Consider the following 19,950-nt stretch of genomic DNA (forward strand, 5'->3'; position numbering starts at 1 on the left):
ATGTACGGCTGCCGGCGCCCGCGCGCGGGTCCGGACAGGGTGGTCCAGCTTATCGTGTCGCGGCCGTCGTCCGCCGACCAGCGGGGTCCGCACGAGCCGCCGCCCCGGATCGCCTGGCAGGATGACCTCTCGTGACCTTTCGTCGACCGGCACCCCCACCGAACCGCCGTGCCGTGCTCCGCGCGACCGCACTGGCCGTACCTGCGGTCGTGGGACTCGGCGCACTCGCGGGCTGCACGGACTACGACGACAGTCCGGATGCGCTGCTGCCCCTGCTCAGCGCCGCCGAGTCCGACGCACGAACCGCACGCGGGCTCGGCGCCGGCGCCGAGCGGGTCGCGGCGGTCCGCTCGGCGCACGCCCGCGCGCTGCGGCGCGAGGTGGACCGGCTCAACCGGCCCCGGCCGTCGGAGCCGTCGGAGCCGCCCGCCGCCGCCCCCGATCGGGAGGCTCTCGGGCAGCGGCTCGACGCTGCGCGCACGCAGGCCGCCCGGCTGGTGCCGCAGCTGCCCGCACACCGCGCCGGGCTGGCCGGGGCGGTCGCCGCGGGGTGTGCCGCGGTCCAGCAACTCGACGAGGCCTTCGGCGCAGGCCAGCCGGGGCCGCTGCAGCGGGTGTCGGCCGCCACGCCCGACGAGGCCGCCACCGGCCCACTGCAGCAGGCGCTGGCCGCCGAGCACGCCGCGGAATGGGTCTACACCACCGTCACGGCGTTCCTTCCGGGAAGCTACGAGAACGGGCTGACCGCAGGCGGCGAGGCACATCGGGACCGCAGGACGGCGTGCGAGACGCTGCTGCGCGCGGCGGGTGCCACCCCGCGGAGTGCCCAGCCCGCCTACAGCGGTGACGACCCGGTGTCCGACCGGGATTCGGCGGTGCGGCTCGTGATCGACGCCGAGACCGACGCGACGCGTGCCTGGCACGGAGTTCTCGAACGGACCGACGACGCCGGCCTGCGCGACGTCGCCACGCAGGCACTCGTCGGCTCGGCGACGCGAGCCACGAGCTGGCGCCTCGACGCCGGGGACACGCCCGCGGCCGTCGCGCTACCGGGCCGCGGCTGACAGGCGCAGCGCGTCGTGGGCGATCTCGCCCAGCAGCTCCTGCGAACCGGACGTGTCCTCGAAGAACTGCACCTCCACGATCGTGAGCCGGTTGCCGACCACCCGGGAGGCGTACTCGCCGCCGGCGACGTTCGGCGCGCCCGGCAGCGTCGCGGTGCCGTCGCGGACGAGGTCGTTGACGTTGCCGGTGCCCTCGGTGTCGGTGGTGACCTTCAGCTGTTTCGCGCCCGTCTGCCCGGGCATGGTCACGACCACGACCGAGACGAGGGCGCGGGCGTCCTGGGTCCGCGTCTCGTACAGCGAGCGGTGCACCCGGTCGCAGGGATGCTCCCGGAACCAGCCGACGACGTCGCCGTACGAGTTGGCCGCGCAGCCCGCCGAGATCTCGGGTCCCGCCACCCGCGTGTAGTCGAATTCGCCGCTGGTCAGCGGATTCTGCGGTTGCGCTGCGGGCTGCACCTCGGCGGCCGGTTCGTACCGGATCAGCCACCACACGAGGCCCGAGACCAGCGCGATGACCACGAGCCCGCCGCCTCGCAGCGCGGCCCGCACCCGCGGCGACATCCCGGGCCGGCCGGGCGAGTGCGGATGCGATTGCGGGTGTGCGGACGCTGCCGAGCCTGCCGATGCTGCCGAGCCTGCGCGCGCCGCCGGCGCGGCGGGTGGTCCGGACTGCTGTGGTTGCGGTCCGTGAGGTCCGTAGGCCGGGCCGGGCTGTGAGGCACCCGTTCCGGGGAACTGCGACTGCTGTCCTGGCACGGCCCGTGACGGTAGCCGACCGGGCATCAGCGGAGGGCCGCAACCGCCAGATCGACGTCCTCACGGGTGTTGTAGAGGTGAAAGCCCATGCGGAGCCTGCCCGCCCGGATGCTGCCGCGCACCCCCGCACGGGCGATCCGTTCCGACGGGACGTCGGTGTCGAGGGCCACGATCGCGCTGCCCGCGGGCGGCAGGCCGAGCTCATCGCGCAGCGTGTCGGCGAGCCCGGTGCAGTGCGCGTACACGGCGCCGGCATCGAGGGAGGCGAGGTACTCGAGCCCCGCAGCGGCCCCGGTGAACGCCAGCCACGCCGGTGAGGCGTCGTAGCGGCGCGCTCCGGACGCGAGGCGCAGCGGCAGGCCGTACACGCTGTCCCACGGGTCCTCGCCCGCGTACCAGTTGGCCCCCACGGGACGACCGCGTTCGAGGGCGCGGGGGTGCACCGCGAGCCACGCCGCGCCGCGGGGGCTCAGCAGCCATTTGTAGCCCGCGCCGACGATCCAGTCGGCCCAGTCGAGTTCGAGGGGCAGCCACCCGGCCGCCTGCGTGACGTCGAGCGCCACGGGGATCCCGGCATCGACGGTGGCGGCGCGCAGCGCGGCGAGGTCGGCGACGGTGCCGTCGGCGGACTGGACCACGCTGACGGCCACGAGGTCGTGCCCGTCCACGGCGGAAGCCAGTTCGGCGACCGGCACCGCGTCGACCGTCACACCGCGGTGCGCCTGAGCGGCGAACGGGAACGTGACGCTGGTGAACTCGCCCGTCGCGGTCAGCACGCGCGCACCGTCGGGCAGGCCCGCCGCCACCGGCGTGAGCAGTCCCGCCACGGTGGCACCGACGGCGATCCGGTCGGCGGGAACGCCCACGAGACGGGCGAACGACGCGCGCGAGGCATCGACGGCGGCGGTGAAGTCCGGCGGATCGTCCGCGCCCGCCCGCCACCGGTCGACGGCCGCCGCGACGGTGTCGGCCACGGTCACAGGCGGAATCCCGATGCTCGGCGTGTTGACGTACCCGGCGGGGACGTCGAACGCGCCGCCGAAGGCGTGCCGACGAGTGACGCTCATGATCGACACGTTACCCCCGACGTTCGAGCAGCGGACCGAACAGGCCCGGCACGGCCTCGTCCGCGAACACGAGCCCCTCGTCGGCGCCGACGTCGTACACGGAGTAGGCGCCCGATCCCGCCGCCGTGGTGGCGGTGATCGTCATGAGTCCCCTGCGGCGCTGGAACAGCGACTGCCGGGCCGTCAGGCCGACCACACCGCGGCGCTGCAGGGCGACGGTACTGCGCCGCACGGCGCCGTGGCGCGCCACGAGATAGTCGCCGCTGAGGCCGTGACCGAGGTTGCGATAGGCGTCGAGGGCCAGTGCCACGGCGATCGCCGCACCGACGACCGCGCCGATCCACGCCAGGTGCAGTCCCGCCGGCCACGAGTACAGCAGGCCGATCGCCGCCAGTGCCGCCACGGGCACCGCCACGGCACCCAGCGCCCACCCGATCCGCTTCCCGCGGGCGGCGACCGGATGCCGCGTCAGCGCGGCCGACGTCGGCCCGGCCTCCTCGGCCAGCACGGCCGCGACGACCCGCTCGGCCTCGCCACGGGGCGCGGCGGGCAACAGGGTCTTGCGCTCCTTGTCCTCGTTCTCGCCCTGGGTCCGCAGGCCGGTCGTGACGGCGTCCACCCGCGCCGCGCCCACCGTGCGCACGCCGAGCGGCTCGACGAGCTCGACCCCGCGGAGCCGCTGCTCCTCGAGCGAGATCGACCGCGCCGTCACCAGGCCACGACGGACACGCAAGGTGCCGCCGGGTTCACGGTCCAGGCGGTAGTTCCACCACATCTCGGCGAACAGCCCGAGCGAGCCGATCACCCCGATCACCACGCCGACGGCCACGACCAGCGCGAGACCACCGGCGACCCCGAGCCGGCCGAGCAGATCGAACACCCACAGCACGTCCGATTCCAGGCCGAACATTCTGGCGACCTGCAGCACGGCCCCGTAGGCGGCCACGCCCAGTACCGGGGTGACGATCGACAACGGCGCGTACCGCATCCAGCGGGGGTCGAACGTCGCGAGCCTGCCGTCGCCGCGCGGTGCCCCGTCGCGGCGCCCGCGGTCGAGCAGGTCGGCGCGCAGCCGCTCCCCCTCTGCTCGTGCCACCGCATGGAGCGACAGCGAACTCTCGGGGGACTGCTCCCCGGTGTCGATCTTCACGGTGGCGATGCCGAAGAACCGGGCCGGTGGTCCCGCGGTGAGATCGACGGTGCGGATGCGGTCGCGGGAGATCGACCTCCGGGTGCGCACGACGATGCCCTTCGTGAGCTCGACGCGGTCGGGCAGCACGCGGTAGCGGGTCTTGTGCAGGCGCACGCGTTCGACGACCACGGCACCGGCCAGCGCTGCCGCCGACGCGGGCAGAACCGTCACCAGTGTCCAGAACAGCGACATCGAGCCGATCCCGAACCCGATCGCCGCGCCCGCGGCCACGCACACGCCGGCGACGGTGAGCAGGCTGGTCCGGACGGTGCGAGGGTCGAGCCGCCGCCACTCCGCGTCGGTGCCGGCCGCCGGGTCGGTTCCGGTCGCCGGGTCGGTTCCGGTCGCCGGGTCGGTTCCGGTCGCTGCGTCGGCGTCGTGATCGGCGGAATCGGCCTCGCGGTCGGCTCCGGCGTTCACGTCGCATCACCGGGGGTCGCCTGGGTGGCCTCGGTGAGTGCGTGCACCAGGTCGGTGGCCCGCCGGTGGTCCAGACCGGGGATCGTCAGCGCGCCTTTCGCCGACGCGGTCGTCACGGTGACGGAGGCGAGGCCGAAGGCCTGCTCCAGCGGGCCGCGTTCACTGTCGACCGTCTGGACGCGCGACAGCGGAGCGACGCGCCATTCCTGCCACAGTGCACCCGTCCGCGTGTACACGGCGTCGCCGGTGACCTCCCAGCGGTGCACGCGGTACCACCACATCGGCATGCCCGCCGCTGCGGCCGCGGTCGCCACGGCGACGGCGACGGCCGGAACCATCAGCCACCACCGTGCCTCCGACAGGAGGCTCCCGAGCACGACCAGAACGATCACGGGCGCCGCGCCCGCCAGCAGGATCCGCGTCCGCCACCACGTCACGGCCCTGCGGTCCACCCGGTGGACCGGCGGCCGCAACCGCAGCGTCCCGGCCCCGCCCGTACCGGAGTCGGCTGCCCCCACGGTCACCCCCGTCCCGAACTCTGGACCCGCCTGTGACGAGCCGGACGCTAGCAGCCACCACCGCGCATGCACTCACACGCCGCGTGTTCTGCCCTCACACCCCGCGTCAGGCGAGGTGTTCCCACCACGGGTCGAGGTCGGGCGGGGATGCCACGTCGACCCGCTCGCCCGGCTTCGGCACGACGAGTGCGGCCCCACGGGCGGCGGCCTCCTTCCGCGCGCGGTCGACGGGGTCGGCCCAGCCGTGCGGGCCGAGGTCGAACGTGCCCCAGTGCACGGGCACGAGCAGCCCGCCGCGGACGTCGAGGTGCGCGGCCACGGCCTCCTCGGGGGTCATGTGGACGTCGGGCCAGCTCGGCGCGTAGGCGCCCAGTTGCACGAGGGTCAGGTCGAACGGGCCGTGGTCGGCGCCGATCCGGGCGAAACCGTCGAAATAGCCGGTGTCGCCGCTGTAGAACACCCGGTGCCGGTCGCTCGACAGCACCCACGACGCCCACAGCGTGTTGTTGCGCACCAGAGCCCGGCCGGAGAAGTGCCGCCCCGGCGTGGCCACGATCCGCAGGCCGGCGACGCGGGTCTCGTCGTGCCAGTCGAGTTCGATGATCCGCTCGGCCGCCACACCCCACCGCCGCACATGCGCGCCGACACCGAGCGGCACGACGAACGGCGCGGTGCTCAGCCGCGCGAGTTCGGCCACGGTGCGCATGTCCAGGTGGTCGTAGTGATCGTGGGAGACGACGATCGCGTCGAGCGAGGGCAGCTCGGCGAGCGGCTGCGGCGGCCGGAACAGTCTGCGCGGGCCGAGCAGCCGCGACGGCGAGGCGCGGTCGCTCCACATCGGATCGACCAGCACGCGCGCGCCGTCGAGTTCGACGAGCGTCGAGGCGTGGCCGAACCACGTCACGTACAGCCCGTCGTCCGGCGCGGGGCCGTTCGTCCGGACGCGCGGCACGGGGCCCGAGGGACGTCGCCGCCTGCGGCGGCGGAGCAGGTCCCCCGCCGCCTCGCGCACGCTGCCGGGCGGCATCCAGCGCAACGGCTCGGGATTGCGGAACGCACCGTCGCGGAACTGCGGCGAACCGGCGTGGCGACCGGGCCTGCCGCCGAGCGCGACCGCGGCGTCGGCGGCGACGGCCGCGACGACCGTCGCCAGTGCGGATCCCGTCGAACGAGCGATTCTCGACACCGGGCGACTCCTCGGAAAAGCGATGAACGGATGTGACGCCGCGAACCCGGCAGCAGCCTTCCCGCGGCGACCGGGCGCAGGGTGCCCACCCGGTCTCCCCGGTACAACGTCGCAGCCACGCGCCTGCGTTCCACCGCGTCCACGCGGGCGGGTCACACGATGGTGCGGGCCCGCGGTTCCTCCTCGCCGGGGCCGTGCCGCACCAGATCGCCCCACGCGTCGGCGAGCCGGCGCACGAGTTCGTCGAGCACCTCGGGATCCTGCATGAACGGCAGCCGCAGGTAGTTGTCGTGCGCGCCGGTCGGGTCCATCGTCGAACCGGGGATGACCTCGACGCCGTGGCGGAGCGCGATCTGGGCGAAGACGTCGGCGTCCCGTTCCGGCAACGCCAGCCACAGCGACGACCCGCCGTCGGGCGTGCGCCAGGTCCATCCGGGCAGGTGCTCGGCGATCAGCCGCTCCGCCTGATCGCACCGTTCGGCGCGTTCCACCGAGCCGGTCTTGACGATCTCGGGCAGCCGCGGGAACAGGCGTGCCGCGATGGCCTGTTCGATGATCGGGCCACCGAGATCGGCGAGTGCCTTGCGGCGCGCACACCGTTGCAGCAGGCCGCGCGGCCCGCGGATCCAGCCGATCCGCAGCCCGCCCCACACCGCCTTCATCGACTCCACGACGACCGATTCGACCCCGGCGGGCAGGTACGCCGACAGCGGGGCGGGGATCTCGGGGGCACCCTCGCGGGCCAGGGTGCAGCCGGCGTAGGCGTTGTCCTCGATGACGGCCACGTCGTAGCGCGCGGCGAGTTCGGCGACGCGGCGGCGGCGCCGGTCCGACATCAGTACACCCGCCGGGTTGTGGAAGGTCGGCATCAGGTACAGCACCGACGGCCGGTGCTCGGCCAGCACCGCGGCGAGGCGTCGCTCGTCGATGCCCTCGTCGTCGAGGGGCACGGGCACGACGCCGGCGCCGGCGTCGCGGAACACGTCGAGGCACGGCTGCCAGCTCGGCGCCTCGACCGCGACGGTCGAGGCGCCCCGCAGGTACACCTCCGACAGCAGCACGAGGGCCTGGTGAGCGCCGTTGGTGATCATGATTTCGTCCGGCGAGGTCGGCAGGCCCTGATTGCTGTAGTAGTCGGCGACGGCTTCCCGCAGTGCCGACAGGCCGCGTACCTGGTAGCCGGGATCGCCGAGCAGCCCGGGCAGGTCGTAGCGCGCCACCTCGGCGAGCGCGTCGGCGACCTCGGGCACACCCGCGTCGGCCGCGCAGGCGAGCGAGATGACCGAGCCGGGCCCGTCGATGAGCCGTTGGAACGTCGCCGCCGCCCTGCCGCCGTTCACGCGGCCGTCGGCCGGGACCGCACGGGCGGCCGCACTGATCCGCGTCCCGCTCCCCTGCTTCCGTTCCAGCACCTCGCGCACCTCGAGGTCCTCGTAGGCCGCAACCACGGTGGCCCGGCTGACCGCCAGCAGTTTCGCCAGTTCTCGCTCCGAGGGCAGGCGCCGTCCTGCCGACAGTGCCCCCTCGTCGACGGCCCGGGCCACCGCGTCCGCGAGCTTGCGATACAGCGGCCCGTCACCGGCAGTCCAGTCACCGAGCACGGCGACCAGGTCGCCCCCGCGCGAAAAACGGTCCAATTCTCGTGCCATTGGTACTTACTCCAGTCCAGTGTTCCGAGGAGTCTAGTCCATGACACCACTACCGAGTACGCCCTGTGAGGAGACGAGACGCAATGGTGACCACGCTCCTGTTCATGCTGGGCCTGATCCTGGTTTTGGCAGGGATCGGGCGGACAGTGCACCACCCGGGACTGCCGTTCGAAGTGGAACCGGCGTTCGCCCGCCACGTCGTGACCGGCGTGGCGATCCTCTGGCAGGTCGGCCAGGCCAACGCCGACCGGATGGACCGGGCGGAGCAGTCCACACACCGGACGCCGGCTAGCGGTAGTGGACCGCGAGGCCACTCCGGCCGGGGCTGAGCCCCGGCCGGAGCACGAGGTCCGTGTCGTAATCGCCGCCGTGCTCGCTCCGGAACGGCAGTGGCTCCTCGGTGGCCAGCCCCGCCAGCCGGCGGCGGAGCCGGGCGAGAGCACCGGCCGCGGCGGGCTCGTCGGCGCGGTCGGCACCGTAGACGGCCAGCGGCGGCAGCGCCTCCATTCCCGTGTACCAGAACACACCGTGGTGCAGCGGGAACAGCACGTCGTCGAGGTGGCCGTGGATGCCACGGGGACCGAACGAACTCTCCCTGGCCCCGATCGTCGTGACCACGAGTCCGCGCTTGCCGGCCAGTTCGCCGTCACCGTAGCGGCGGACCGTTCCGGTCACCGGGTCGGTGACCCCGAACCCGAAACCGTGGACCAGCACGCGGTCCAGCCAGCCTTTGAGAATCGCGGGCGGCCCGAGCCACCACAACGGGAACTGCAGCACGACGGCCTCCGCCCAGCGCAGCTTGTCCTGCTCGGCAGCGATGTCGGCACGGAGTCCGCCCGCGTCGTAGGCACGCCGGGACGCGGCCCCCACGTGGAGCCTGCAGGCCGGGTCGTGCCCGAAGTCGGCGGCCTCCACCACGGGGTTCCAGCGCATCGCGTACAGGTCGGACACGCACACGGCGTGACCGGATTCCACCAGCGCACGCCTGCCCTCGGCGGCGAGCATGCCGCCGAGCGATCGCGGTTCGGGATGGGCGTGAATCCACAGCACGTTCATGTCCCCAGACTCGACCAGTCCACTTTCCCAGTCCAGTGGCCTGACAGCCATACTGTGAAAGAATCAGGCCATGCCACTCGTCGACGAGTCCGCAGTCCGGCCGCACCGCGTCGCCGTGCTCGTACGACCCGGGGTCATGCCGCTCGAACTCGGAGCCGTGCACCAGCTGTTCGGTACGGCCCGCAGGCAGGAGGGACCTGCCGCGGGCACGCCGCTGTACGACGTCGTGACCTGCACCGTCGAACCCGGCCGCGTACCCACCGACGCCGACTTCGCGCTCGACGTGCCCCACGGGCCCGACGTGCTCGACGAGGCGGGCACGGTGCTCGTGCCCGCCACCCACGCACCGGACCAGCCGGAGACCGGCGGCACACTCACCCCGGCACTGGCCACTGCGCTCACCCGCCTGCGCCCCGGCGCGCGGATCGCCTCGATCTGCACCGGGGCTTTCGTCCTCGCGGCCGCCGGTCTGCTCGACGGTCGCCGCGCCACGACGCACTGGCAGTCCGCAGCCGCCTTCGGCCGGCTGTTTCCGCACCTCACACTCGATGCCGAGGTGCTGTTCACCGACGACGGCGACGTACTCACGTCCGCGGGCGAGGCCGCAGGCATCGACCTGTGCCTCCACCTGATCCGCCGCGACCACGGCGCAGCGGTGGCCGCGGACGTGGCCCGGCGGACGGTCGTGCCGCCCTACCGTGAGGGCGGCCAGGCCCAGTACGTGCCGCATCCGATCCCCGAGGCGCACGGCACGTCCACCGCACCGGCGCGGGCATGGGCCCTGGAACACCTCGACCGGCCCGTACCGTTGCACGAACTGGCAGCACACGCGTCGATGAGCGTGCGCACGTTCACGCGCCGCTTCCGCTCCGAGACCGGCTGCTCCCCCGGCCGGTGGCTCACCCGGCAACGAGTGGAGCGGGCCCGGGTATTGCTCGAGGAGACCGATCGGCCCGTCGACGCCATCGCCGGTGACGTGGGATTCGGCACGGGCGCCTCGCTGCGCGCTCAGTTCCGTGATGTGCTCGGCGTCTCCCCCATCGTGTACCGCACCACGTTCCGGGGTGGAATTCCATCCGACTGACAAACGTTGTCATAACGGAGAGAGGTGACAACGATTGGCAGAAGCCACCAAGACCCCGACCCGCCGCACGCGCGCAACGGGCAGCGGCGAGGCAGACGCCGACCTGGTCCGTGTCTACCTCGACGAGATCGGTAGGACGCCCCTGCTGACCGCCGAGCAGGAGATCGACCTGGCCAAACGCATCGAGGCCGGCGTCTACGCCGCCGAGCTGCTCCGCAGGGCCGACCGTGCCGGCCACGGCACCGATGGTCCCGGCACCGGCGGTACCGTCACCCCGACGGTGCCGTCCGATAGCGCAGTGTCGTCCGATGCCACGGTCCCGTCGGATAGTGCCGTCCCGTCGGAAAGTGCCGTGCCGTCGGAGGCCGCCGAGCTGCCCGCGGACCGTCGTGACCTGGAGCAGATCGCGCGTGACGGCGAGGCGGCGAAGGACCACATGGTGCAGGCGAACCTGCGCCTGGTGGTCACGGCCGCACGCAAGAACCGCAACGCCAACCTGTCGCTGCTCGACGCGGTGCAGGAGGGCAACCTCGGCCTGATCCACGCGGTGGAGAAGTTCGACTACGCCAAGGGCTTCAAGTTCTCCACGTACGCGATGTGGTGGATCCGGCAGGCGATCCAGCGCGGCAACGCGTTCTTCAGCGGCACGATCCGGCTGCCCATGCACACCGCCGAGCAGATCGCCAAGCTCGACCGGTTGCAGCGCACCCTCGAGGCGCAGGGGCGGCACAACCTGTCGGTCGACGAGCTCGCCCAGGCCGCGGACATGTCGGTCGAACGGGTCCTGGCGCTGCGGCAGGCGGGCCAGAGCACGGCCAGTCTCGACGTCCCGGTCGACGACGACGGCGAGCTCACCCTCGGTGACCTGGTCACGGCCGGATCGGTACCCGGTGTCAGCGAATCGCTCGAGCACTCGTCGATGGTCGGCGAGCTCAACGCCGCGCTCGAGACACTGCCCGCCCAGGAGGCGACGGTGCTGGCGCTGCGTTACGGCCTCACCGACGGCGATGCGCACACCGTGCCCGACATCGCCCGGAGGCTGGGTCTGACGCGCAAACGGGTGCGCTCGCTCGAGGAGCGGGGCCTGGCCCAGCTCCGCGCGGAGAACCACGGCTCGCTGCTGGCCTGGGCCAGCTGAACCACCGGCCACCGGGAGGCAAGGCGCGCCTGCGCGGTCCGAGCACCGTGCCGGACGGCCGCGGCGGCTCTACGATCGGTGCGTGGAGCTGCCCGTGATGCCGCCGGTCCGGCCGATGCTCGCCGCCTTGGTGCGTGAGCTCCCCCGGGAGCCCGGCCTGTGCTACGAACCGAAATGGGACGGGTTCCGGTGCATCGTGTTCCGCGACGGCGACGACCTCGAGCTCGGTTCCCGCAACGACCGGCCGCTGACGCGGTACTTTCCCGAGCTGGTCGCCCTGCTCGCCGACGCGTTGCCGCGGCGCTGCGTGGTGGACGGGGAGATCGTCGTGGTCGGCGAGGCCGGACTGGACTTCGACGCCCTGCAACAGCGTCTTCACCCGGCCGAGTCGCGGGTGCGCACGCTCGCGGCGGAGACGCCTGCGGGGTTCGTGGCATTCGACCTGCTCGCGCTCGGTGACGAGGATCTGACCGGGGAGCCGTTCTCCCGGCGCCGCGCGCGGCTGGCCGACATCCTCGACACCGCGCAGGCCCGGGTGCATCTGACGCCGCTGACCGGCGACGCCGATGTCGCCGAGGACTGGTTCACCCGGTTCGAGGGAGCCGGGTTCGACGGGGTGATGGTCAAGGCGGGCGACGAGCCGTACCGGCAGGACAAGCGGACCATGCGCAAGGTCAAACACGAACGCACGGCCGACTGCGTGGTGGCCGGTTTCCGGTGGCACAAGGACGGAGAAGGCGTCGGGTCGCTGCTGCTGGGGCTCCACGACGAAGCAAACACACTGCATCACGTCGGCGTGGCGAGCAGTTTCACCGCGGCGCGCAGGCGGGAGCTGGCCGCCGAACTGGAGCCGCTCCGCTCCGGTGCACTGGACGGGCACCCGTGGCGCGACTGGGCGGATCCGGCGGCGCAGGCCGCCCACGGCGGCCGCATGCCGGGCGGGCAGAGCCGGTGGAGCGCCGGCAAGGACCTCTCGTGGGAGCCGCTGCGCATCGAGCGGGTCGCCGAGGTGCGCTACGAACACCTCCAGGCGGGCCGGTTCCGGCACGGCGGCAGGCTGGTGCGGTTCCGGCCCGACCGGGACCCGGCGTCGTGCACCTACGCGCAGCTGGAGCAAGTGCCGCCCGCCGAGCTGACGGCGTTGTTCGACGAGGCGACTCCGGCATGAGCCCGGCGGCGAAGGACCCGGCGGCGAAGGACTCCGTGACGCTCGAGGTGCCGGGACCGGACGGGCGGATCACGCCGGTCACGATCTCCAGTCCGGGCAAGGTGTTCTTCGCCGAACGCGGCGAGACGAAACTCGACCTGGTGCGCTACTACGAGGCCGTCGCGGAACCGCTGTTGGCGACGCTCGGCGGCAGACCGCTGCTCATGGAGCGCCACCCGAACGGCGCGGGTGGGAAGTCGTGGTGGCAGAAGCGGGTGCCCTCGTCCGTCCCGGACTGGCTCACCACGACCGTCGTGGCCACACCGAACGGCACGACCAGCGACGCGCTCGTCGCCGCCGATCTGGCGCACGTGCTGTGGGCGGTGAACCTGGGCTGTCTCGGCTTCCACGTCTGGCCCTACCGCGCCGCGGCGCCCGAGGTGGCCGACGAGCTGCGGATCGACCTCGATCCCTCCCCCGGGGTCACGTTCGCCCAGGTGCGCGAGGCGGCCGTACGGGCGCGTGCCCTGCTCGGCGAACTCGGCATCGAGCCGGTCCTCAAGACGACCGGCTCCCGCGGACTGCACCTGTACGTGCGCCTGGAGCCGCGGTGGGACAGCTACACCGTGCGCGCCGCCGCCGTCGCCCTCGGCCGCGAACTGGAACGGCGCCATCCGGACCTGATCACCGCACAGTGGTGGAAGGAGGAGCGCGGCGCGCGCGTGTTCGTCGACTTCAACCAGAACGCGCCGCACAAGACGGTGTTCGGCGCCTGGTGCGTCCGTCCGGTCACCGGCGCTCGCGTGTCGGCGCCGATCACCTGGGACGAGCTGGCCGACGTCGATCCGCGCGCACTCACGATCGCCACGGTGCCCGCCCTGCTGGCCGAGCGCGGCGACCCGTGGGCGGGCATCGGCGAGCGGCCGCAGTCGCTCGAACCACTGCTGGAGATGTCGCGGCGGGACCTGGCCTCGGGGCTGATGGACGCGCCGTGGCCGCCGGTGTATCCGAAACAGCCCGGCGAACCGCCGCGCGTGGCGCCGAGCAGGGCCAAGAAGACCTGAACTCCGGCACCCCGTCACGACGGCCGATGCCGTGGCGTCAGAGCCGGCCCCGCGGCGTCAGGGCTGGTCGCGGTAGCGGGGATTCGCCACGGCGAGGCGGTCGGCGACGTCCCGGCGGACGGCCTCGAGCACGGCCTCATCGCCGGTGTCGACGTCCCCGCGGCGGAGTGCGGCAGCCAGGGCGCGGGAATCGCCGACGCCGAGCGCCGCCAGCCGCCGATCGTGCCGCTGCTGCTGTGCGGCGCCGACGGCGAGTTCGCGCTGCACCATGCCGAGTGCGTGCGAGGCCTCGCCGGCGTCGTCCTCGCCGTCGGCGCCGAGGTACTCCCGCACCGCTTCGAGGAGTTCGGACGCGGTCGGCCTGCCGTGCAGCTCCGGCGCCTCGTCGGGCACCGTCACCGGATCGGGCTCGGCGGGCTCGGCACCGAGGGCGAGCAGCAGGTCGTGTTCCTGTTCGCACACCCGCCGCCCCGCCACGGCGAGTTCGACCGACCGGCTGCGCCCGGACAGGTGCCGTCGCGCCCGCATCCCGCAGCCGACGGCCAGCTCGGCCGTGCCGTAGACCTCCCACCAGTGCACGGTGTGCTCGTCCGGGCGGAACCCGGCGACCTCGGCGTAGCCGTCGAGCAGTTGCGCGCGCGAGCCGAAGCCGCCGACCGGATCGGGCGCACCGAACCGCCACGCCTTGACGCACAGCCGGCCGAGGTCCTCCATCGGGTCGCCGCGGTGCACCCGTTCCCAGTGCAGCACGGCACGCAGCCCCTCGGGACCGACGACGAGGTTGCCGGTGCGGAGGTCGCCGTGTACCGGCGTGTCCCCGGTCGCCGCGGGCCGGTGGCGGTGCAGCCACCGCAGCGCGACCTCCACGGCCGGCAGCGGTTCGTCGAGCGCGTCGCACCGCTCGGTGAGCCGTTCGAGGGGGTCCGGTGCCGCGAGCCCCGGCACCTCGCCGTCCGGAATGCGGTGGATCCGCGCCAGCACCCGGCCCAGCTCGCCGGCCAGTCCGGCGCGCGCCCGGGCGTAGTCGTCGTCGCACAACAGCCGCCGCGGCATCGTCTCGCCGTCGACGTGGCGGCTGATCAGGTACGGGGCGCCCAGGCCGGTCAGGTCGCCGTCGTCGGTGACCCGGTCCCCGGCGACGCCGTGATCGACGAGTTCGGGCGCCGGAACTCCCTGTCGCCGCGCCGCGGGCAGCACGGCCACCTCCCGCGCCGTCGTCTCGGGGGACGGCCACCCGGGACGGTCGCGGCGCAGCACCAGCCGCACCGGCTCGGCGCCGGGAGTGGTGGCTTCGAACGACCACGTCTCGCGGCGCGTCCCCGCCGACAGCCGCCGGGGTTCGCTGACCTCCACGTCGTCGCCCCACACGTCCCCGAGCCGCAGCGCCAGCCGGGTGGCCAGGTCCTCCGCCGTCATACGTGCCCGACCGGCCCGGCGGAGCCGAACGAACGGCGGGCGCACGTGCGCATCCGCACCTCCTCGGAGTCCTCGACGACGAGCCCGCCGCCGGTGACGGCAGGCGGGTCACGGGCGCGAACCGCGTGCTGTCGCGACCGCCCGCGCCCCTGCACGGCCTCGCACACCACCCGGTTTGCCCGGTCACGGCCCACCGACACGTCGTCGCCGATCCCGGCCCCGGGCATCCGGAGGCCGGTCGTGCCGCGCCCCGCCGCGGGCCGTCGGATCGCCACCCATCGTCACGGACCTCCCCACTCGCCGGTGAATTCCGGTTCGGTCTTGTTCCGGAACGCCTCGAAGGCCGCGCGCGCATCGGTCGTGCCGAAGTTGATCGTCTGGGCACGCGCCTCGTTCTCCAGCGCTTCCCGCAGCGTCGCATCGGCGCCCTCGTTGAGCAGCGCCTTCGTCTGGGCGAGCGCGACGGGCGGACCCGCGGCGATCGCGGCCGCCGTCTCGGTGACGAACGCATCGAGCTCGCCCGCGGGTTTCACCCAGGTCACCAACCCGAGCCGCTCGGCCTCCTCGGCGCCGACGAAATCGGCCAGCAGTGCGATGCGTTTGGCCTGCTGCAGTCCGACGAGTTTGGGCAGCAGCCACGATCCGCCGAAGTCGAGCGACAGCCCGCGCTTGGTGAAGATCTGACTGAACCGCGCCCGGTCGGAGGCCGCCACGAGGTCACACCCGAGCGCGAGATTCCAGCCCGCGCCGACGGCGACGCCGTCGACCTGCGCGATCGTGGGCGTCTCCACGTCGTGCAGCGCGATCGCGGTGCGGTTGACCAGGTGCATGCGCTGCAGCGGATGCAGTCCCGACTCCACGGACAGGTCGGCACCGGCGCAGAAGTCGCCGCCGGCACCGGTCAGCACGATCGCCCGCGTCCGCTCGTCGGCGTCGGCCTCGCGCAGCCGTTCGGCCAGCTGCGGCCACGTCTCCACGTCGATCGCGTTCTTGCGCTGCGGGCGATTGAGCGTGATCGTCGTGACGGCGTCGCTGTGGGACACCTTTACGGTCGGTTCGTCCACGGGCCTTCCTTCCGGTCTCGGTGCTGCGGTGTCTCGGTGCTGCGGTGTCTCGGTGCTGCGGTGTCTCGGTGCTGCGGTGTCTCGGTGCTGCGATGTCTCGGTGCTGCGGTGCGGACCCGGCCGCGTCCCTGCTGCGGGCGGTGCGGCCGCCGGGCTCAGAGGCACAATGCGTCGGCCAGGCGCGCGCGGTGGTCGGCCGGAGTGCCCAACAGCAGCTCGGAGGTCTTGGCGCGCTTGTAGTACAGGTGCGCGTCGTGCTCCCACGTGTAGCCGATGCCGCCGTGCAGTTGCAGGCCGGCCGCCGCGGTGTCGAAGGCGGCCGGGCCGAGCACGACCTGCGCCAGCGCCGCCGCCTCGGGCAGCGCGGCCGGATCGTGATCGGCGGTCCACGCCGCGTGCCACAGCACCGCTTCCGCCTGCTCGCACGAGGCGTACAGGTCGGCGCACGCGTGTTTGACGGCCTGCTGCGACCCGATGGGCCTGCCGAACTGCACGCGCGCCTTCGCGTACTCGACCGTGTCGGCGAGCACCCGGCGCATCCCGCCGAGCTGTTCGGCGGCGAGGGCCACGGCGGCGCGGTGCCACACCGCCTCCAGCACACCTGCGGGGTCGCCGCACGGCACGCGGCGCGCCGACGTCCCGGCGAACTCCGCGCGCGCCATCCGCCGGGTCGGGTCGAGGGTGCGCGACGGCCGCCACGAGACGGCCCCGCCGTCGGCCAGGAACCAGCCGTGGTCGGCGTACACCAGGACGTGGTCGGCCGACGGGCCGTCGACCACGAACGCCGCCTCCCCGGCGAGCCGCCAGTGGCCGCCGTCCCGCGCCGCCTGCACGCTGTCGGCCGCCGAACCCCACCGGCCACCGGTGCCGGCCACGGCCACCGCAGCGGTCTGCTGTCCCGCCGCGATCCCCGGCAACAGCTCCTCGGCCAGGGAGTCGTCACCGAGGGCGGCCACGGTGTCGGTCGCCAGCACCGCGGAGGACAGATACGGCACCGGCGCCAGCGCGGCGCCCAGTTCCGCGAGCACGACGCAGCGTTCGACGTGCCCCGCTCCTGCTCCCCCGGACGCCTCGGGCACGAGCAGTCCGGTCATCCCGAGCGTCGCCAACTGTGTCCACAGTCGACGGTCGATGCCCTCGCCGTCGTCGGCCATGACCTCGCGGACCCGCTGCGGCGGGCAGTGATCGGCCAGCAGGGCCCGGACGCTGTCGCCCAGCCCGGTCTGTTCCTCGTCGAGTATCAGCCGCATCGCCCGGATTCACCTCGCCTGCGTGCCGACGCGCAGCTCACGGAACGGCACGTCGCGGTCGACCCGGGGTTCTTTCGGCAGTCCCAGTACGCGGTCGCCGATGATGCCGCGCTGGATCTGGTTGGTGCCGCCCGCGATGCTGGAGGCCGGCGTCGCAGTGATCGCGAGCGCCAGCGCGTCCCCGGACGAATCGCCGGGATCCCACGCGATCGCGCGAGGACCGGCCACGAGACCCGCCACCCGCACCGCCTGCCACAGCACCTGCGCACCGGCCAGTTTCGCCACCGACCCGCGTGCGCCCGGCGCGAGGCCGGCGTCGCTCTGCTGCTGCAACCGGGCGTTCAGCAGCGCCAGCTTCCGTTCGGCGGCGTACAGCTCGGCCAGCTCCGCGCGAAGGACCGGGTCGTCGGCCACTCCCCGCACGCGGGCGACGTCGCGGAGGCTGTCGAACGTCATCGGGTCGTAGCGGCGCCGCACCGAACCGCCGATCGACACGCGTTCGTGCCCGAGCATCGTCACCGCCGCCGCCCACCCGGCGTCGACCTCGCCGATCACCGCGTCCGCGGGGATCCGCACGTCGTCGAAGTACACCTCGTTGAACGGCGCCGAGCCGGTCATGTCCCGCAACGGCCGCACGGTAACGCCCGGTGCGTGCATGTCGACGACGAACATCGTCAGGCCACGGTGTTTCACCGCGTCCGGGTTCGTGCGCGCCAGCAGGGCACCGAAGCCGGCGTACTGCGCACCCGAGGTCCAGACCTTCTGGCCGGTCACGAGCCAGTCGCCGGCGGCGTCGCGCACGGCGCGGGTCTGCAGGCTCGCCACGTCCGACCCGGCGCCGGGCTCGGAGAACAGCTGGCACCAGATCTCCTCACCCCGCAGCAACGGCGGCAGGTACCGCGCCTTCTGCTCGTGTGTGCCCAGATCCACCAGGGTCGGCCCGCACATGCCCATGCTGATCAGGAACACGCCCGTCGGCAGGTCGTAGGCCGCCGCTTCCTCCTGGAAGATCTGCTGTTCGGCGGCCGTCAGCCCCTGCCCGCCGTACTCGGCTGGCCAGGTCAGTCCCGCCAGGCCGGCGTCGTACAGCGCGGCCTGGAACCGTCGGGCGGCCGCGAGCTGCTGCTCGGTCGGTGCGCTCTCGCTCGCCTCGGGGACATGATCGTCACTGCGCGGCGCATGCTCGGCGAGCCAGTCACGGACCCGTTCCCGGAACCCCGTCGTCATCGCGCTCCCCTCATCCCGCGGCGGCCGCGTAGCGCGCCGTGAGCGTGTGCTTGACCAGTTTTCCGGTGGGAGTGCGCGGCAGTTCGTCGACGAAGTCGACCGACTGCGGCGCCTTGTAGTGCGCGATCCGCTCCCGGACGTAGCCGAGCAGCTCGTCGGCGAGCTCCGCACCCGCGTCCACTGTGGACATCGGCTGCACCACCGCCTTGACCTGCTCGCCCATCTCGGCGTCCGGCACGCCGATGACGGCCACGTCGGCCACGGCGGGGTGCAGCGTCAGCACGTCCTCCACCTCTTGCGGGTAGATGTTCACCCCACCGGAAATGATCATGAACGCCTTGCGGTCGGTGAGATACAGGTATCCCTCGGCGTCGAGGTGGCCGACGTCGCCGCTCGTGGCCCAGTTCGGATGCTCGGGATGCTGTGCGCCGCGGGTCTTGTCCGGTTCGTTGTGGTAGACGAACGACACCTCGTCGCGTTCGAAGTAGACGGTGCCGATCTCCCCGGCGGGCAGTTCGGCGCCGTCGTCGTCACAGATGCGGACGACACCGAGCCCGGCACGGCCGACCGAACCCGGGCGTTCGAGCCATTCCTGCGGCGAGATGAACGTGATGCCGGCACCTTCGGTGGAGGCGTAGTACTCGTGGAGGATCGGCCCCCACCACTCGATCATCGCCTGCTTGACCTCGACCGGGCACGGCGCGGCGGCGTGAATCGCGACCCGGTGGCTGGACAGGTCGTACCGTCCGCGGGTCTCGCCGGGCAGCTTCAGCATCCGCACGAACATCGTCGGCACCCACTGGCTGTGCGTCACGCCGTACGTCTCGATCGCGCGCAGGGCCGCCTCCGGCTCGAACCGCTCCATCATCACGAGCGTTCCGCCCACCGCGTGCACACACGCGCCGTACCGCAGCGGCGCCGCGTGGTACACCGGAGCAGGCGAGAGGTACGTGATGGTCTCGTCGAAGCCGTACATCAGCTGCACCAGCGGCAGCAGCGGGTTTCCGGGATCGTCGATCTGCCGTTCGGGCAGGGTCACCTTGATGCCCTTCGGCCTGCCCGTCGTGCCGGACGAGTAGAGCATGTCGGCGCCCGCAGGCTGATCGTCCGGCCGTTCGGGCGACGCGGCCGCCAACACGGCGTCGTAGTCGTCGTAGCCCGCCACGGCTCCGCCGTAGGCCAACATCACGGGCACGTCGACCCGTTCGGCGACCCGGGTGACGAGCTCCCCCAGCGGCGCGGACACGACGAGCGCCGTCGCACCGGAGTCGGACACGATGTAGGCGATCTCGTCGGCGGTGAGATGACTGTTGACCGCGGTGATGTAGAGACCGGAGCGGACCGCAGCCCAGTACACCTCGTAGGCGCGGAGCGAGTTGTCGCTGAGCAGCGCGACGGTGTCGCCGGTACGGAATCCGTCGGCGCGCAAGGCGTTCGCCAACCGGACCGAGCGGTCGTCGAGTTCGCCGTAGGTCAGCCGGTCGCCGGAGCCGGCCATGATGACGGCCGGCTTGTCGGGCCGCGTGGCGGCGAAGGTACCCGGATACATGACGGCTCCTCCTCGAACCGAGACGTTCCTGCGAGCCTGCCCCGCGCACCCGGAAGCAGTCAATGCCGACTGTTCCCGAGCGGCCTCCGGGCTTACGCTG

Annotated in this window: 19 protein-coding genes; 6 read left to right on the forward strand and 13 right to left on the reverse strand. The window is 73.0% G+C overall.

What is annotated here, in order from left to right; all coding sequences use genetic code 11:
* Positions 1-131: 131 nt before the first annotated feature.
* Positions 132-1,064, forward strand: coding sequence for a ferritin-like domain-containing protein (locus LY41_RS01215; protein WP_253861944.1), 933 nt, complete (start codon positions 132-134; stop codon positions 1,062-1,064).
* Here LY41_RS01215 and LY41_RS01220 read toward each other — a convergent pair.
* From LY41_RS01220 to LY41_RS01245, 6 genes are all read right to left on the reverse strand, one after another.
* Positions 1,047-1,823 (reverse strand): hypothetical protein, encoded by a 777-nt coding sequence (locus tag LY41_RS01220; RefSeq protein ID WP_253861945.1) that lies wholly within the window; start codon positions 1,821-1,823, stop codon positions 1,047-1,049. The genes LY41_RS01215 and LY41_RS01220 overlap by 18 nt on opposite strands.
* A 26-nt stretch (positions 1,824-1,849) precedes the next feature.
* Positions 1,850-2,890 carry an aminotransferase class V-fold PLP-dependent enzyme gene (locus LY41_RS01225; protein WP_253861946.1) on the reverse strand — a complete coding sequence of 347 codons (1,041 nt, stop codon included), beginning with the start codon at positions 2,888-2,890 and terminating at the stop codon, positions 1,850-1,852.
* Between the two features lie 10 nt (positions 2,891-2,900).
* Complete coding sequence (locus tag LY41_RS01230) at positions 2,901-4,502, reverse strand: PH domain-containing protein (RefSeq protein ID WP_253861948.1); 1,602 nt, start codon at positions 4,500-4,502, stop codon at positions 2,901-2,903.
* A complete protein-coding gene (locus tag LY41_RS01235; protein ID WP_344056120.1) occupies positions 4,499-5,026 on the reverse strand; it encodes a PH domain-containing protein in 528 nt (175 codons plus the stop codon). The genes LY41_RS01230 and LY41_RS01235 overlap by 4 nt, the downstream gene beginning before the upstream one ends.
* Positions 5,027-5,126: 100 nt before the next feature.
* Positions 5,127-6,206: an MBL fold metallo-hydrolase gene (locus tag LY41_RS01240; protein WP_253861951.1), complete on the reverse strand. Its 1,080-nt coding sequence runs from the start codon at positions 6,204-6,206 to the stop codon at positions 5,127-5,129.
* 152 nt (positions 6,207-6,358) lie between these two features.
* Positions 6,359-7,855, reverse strand: coding sequence for an aminotransferase-like domain-containing protein (locus LY41_RS01245; protein WP_253861952.1), 1,497 nt, complete (start codon positions 7,853-7,855; stop codon positions 6,359-6,361).
* 83 nt (positions 7,856-7,938) lie between these two features.
* On the opposite strand from LY41_RS01245, the gene LY41_RS01250 reads away from it, so the two are divergent.
* Positions 7,939-8,184: a hypothetical protein gene (locus tag LY41_RS01250; RefSeq protein ID WP_253861953.1), complete on the forward strand. Its 246-nt coding sequence runs from the start codon at positions 7,939-7,941 to the stop codon at positions 8,182-8,184.
* Here LY41_RS01250 and LY41_RS01255 read toward each other — a convergent pair.
* Positions 8,144-8,962: an NAD(P)H-dependent oxidoreductase gene (locus LY41_RS01255; protein ID WP_253861954.1), complete on the reverse strand. Its 819-nt coding sequence runs from the start codon at positions 8,960-8,962 to the stop codon at positions 8,144-8,146. The genes LY41_RS01250 and LY41_RS01255 overlap by 41 nt on opposite strands.
* 19 nt (positions 8,963-8,981) lie before the next feature.
* Here LY41_RS01255 and LY41_RS01260 point away from each other — a divergent pair, with 19 nt between their 5' ends.
* The 4 genes from LY41_RS01260 (at position 8,982) to LY41_RS01275 (ending at position 13,344) form a co-directional block, all read left to right on the forward strand.
* Positions 8,982-9,995, forward strand: a complete 1,014-nt coding sequence (locus LY41_RS01260) for a GlxA family transcriptional regulator (RefSeq protein ID WP_253861955.1) — start codon at positions 8,982-8,984, stop codon at positions 9,993-9,995.
* Between the two features lie 34 nt (positions 9,996-10,029).
* Complete coding sequence (locus tag LY41_RS01265) at positions 10,030-11,133, forward strand: sigma-70 family RNA polymerase sigma factor (protein WP_253861956.1); 1,104 nt, start codon at positions 10,030-10,032, stop codon at positions 11,131-11,133.
* Positions 11,134-11,215: 82 nt separating this feature from the next.
* On the forward strand, positions 11,216-12,301 hold the full coding sequence (locus LY41_RS01270; RefSeq protein ID WP_253861957.1) for an ATP-dependent DNA ligase: 1,086 nt from the start codon (positions 11,216-11,218) through the stop codon (positions 12,299-12,301).
* On the forward strand, positions 12,298-13,344 hold the full coding sequence (locus LY41_RS01275) for a DNA polymerase domain-containing protein (RefSeq protein WP_253861958.1): 1,047 nt from the start codon (positions 12,298-12,300) through the stop codon (positions 13,342-13,344). The genes LY41_RS01270 and LY41_RS01275 overlap by 4 nt, the downstream gene beginning before the upstream one ends.
* Before the next feature lie 57 nt (positions 13,345-13,401).
* Here the strand turns inward: LY41_RS01275 and LY41_RS01280 are convergent, their stop codons facing one another.
* The 6 genes from LY41_RS01280 to LY41_RS01305 all read right to left on the reverse strand — a co-directional run bounded on the left by LY41_RS01280 (position 13,402) and on the right by LY41_RS01305 (position 19,850).
* Positions 13,402-14,760, reverse strand: coding sequence for a phosphotransferase family protein (locus tag LY41_RS01280; RefSeq protein WP_253861959.1), 1,359 nt, complete (start codon positions 14,758-14,760; stop codon positions 13,402-13,404).
* Positions 14,757-15,035: a hypothetical protein gene (locus LY41_RS01285; RefSeq protein ID WP_253861960.1), complete on the reverse strand. Its 279-nt coding sequence runs from the start codon at positions 15,033-15,035 to the stop codon at positions 14,757-14,759. The genes LY41_RS01280 and LY41_RS01285 overlap by 4 nt, the downstream gene beginning before the upstream one ends.
* Positions 15,036-15,041: 6 nt before the next feature.
* The gene (locus LY41_RS01290; protein ID WP_253861961.1) at positions 15,042-15,824 is read right to left on the reverse strand and encodes an enoyl-CoA hydratase/isomerase family protein; all 783 of its coding nucleotides are present in this window, start codon (positions 15,822-15,824) and stop codon (positions 15,042-15,044) included.
* Between the two features lie 155 nt (positions 15,825-15,979).
* Entirely contained in the window at positions 15,980-17,074 is a 1,095-nt protein-coding gene (locus tag LY41_RS01295) for an acyl-CoA dehydrogenase family protein (RefSeq protein ID WP_253861962.1), read from the reverse strand.
* 9 nt (positions 17,075-17,083) lie between these two features.
* Positions 17,084-18,301 (reverse strand): acyl-CoA dehydrogenase family protein, encoded by a 1,218-nt coding sequence (locus LY41_RS01300; protein ID WP_253861963.1) that lies wholly within the window; start codon positions 18,299-18,301, stop codon positions 17,084-17,086.
* A gap of 10 nt (positions 18,302-18,311) precedes the next feature.
* The gene (locus LY41_RS01305) at positions 18,312-19,850 is read right to left on the reverse strand and encodes an acyl-CoA synthetase (protein ID WP_253861964.1); all 1,539 of its coding nucleotides are present in this window, start codon (positions 19,848-19,850) and stop codon (positions 18,312-18,314) included.
* Positions 19,851-19,950 lie beyond the last annotated feature (100 nt).

This window comes from Prauserella halophila (assembly GCF_024171895.1).
Classification (GTDB): domain Bacteria; phylum Actinomycetota; class Actinomycetes; order Mycobacteriales; family Pseudonocardiaceae; genus Prauserella; species Prauserella halophila.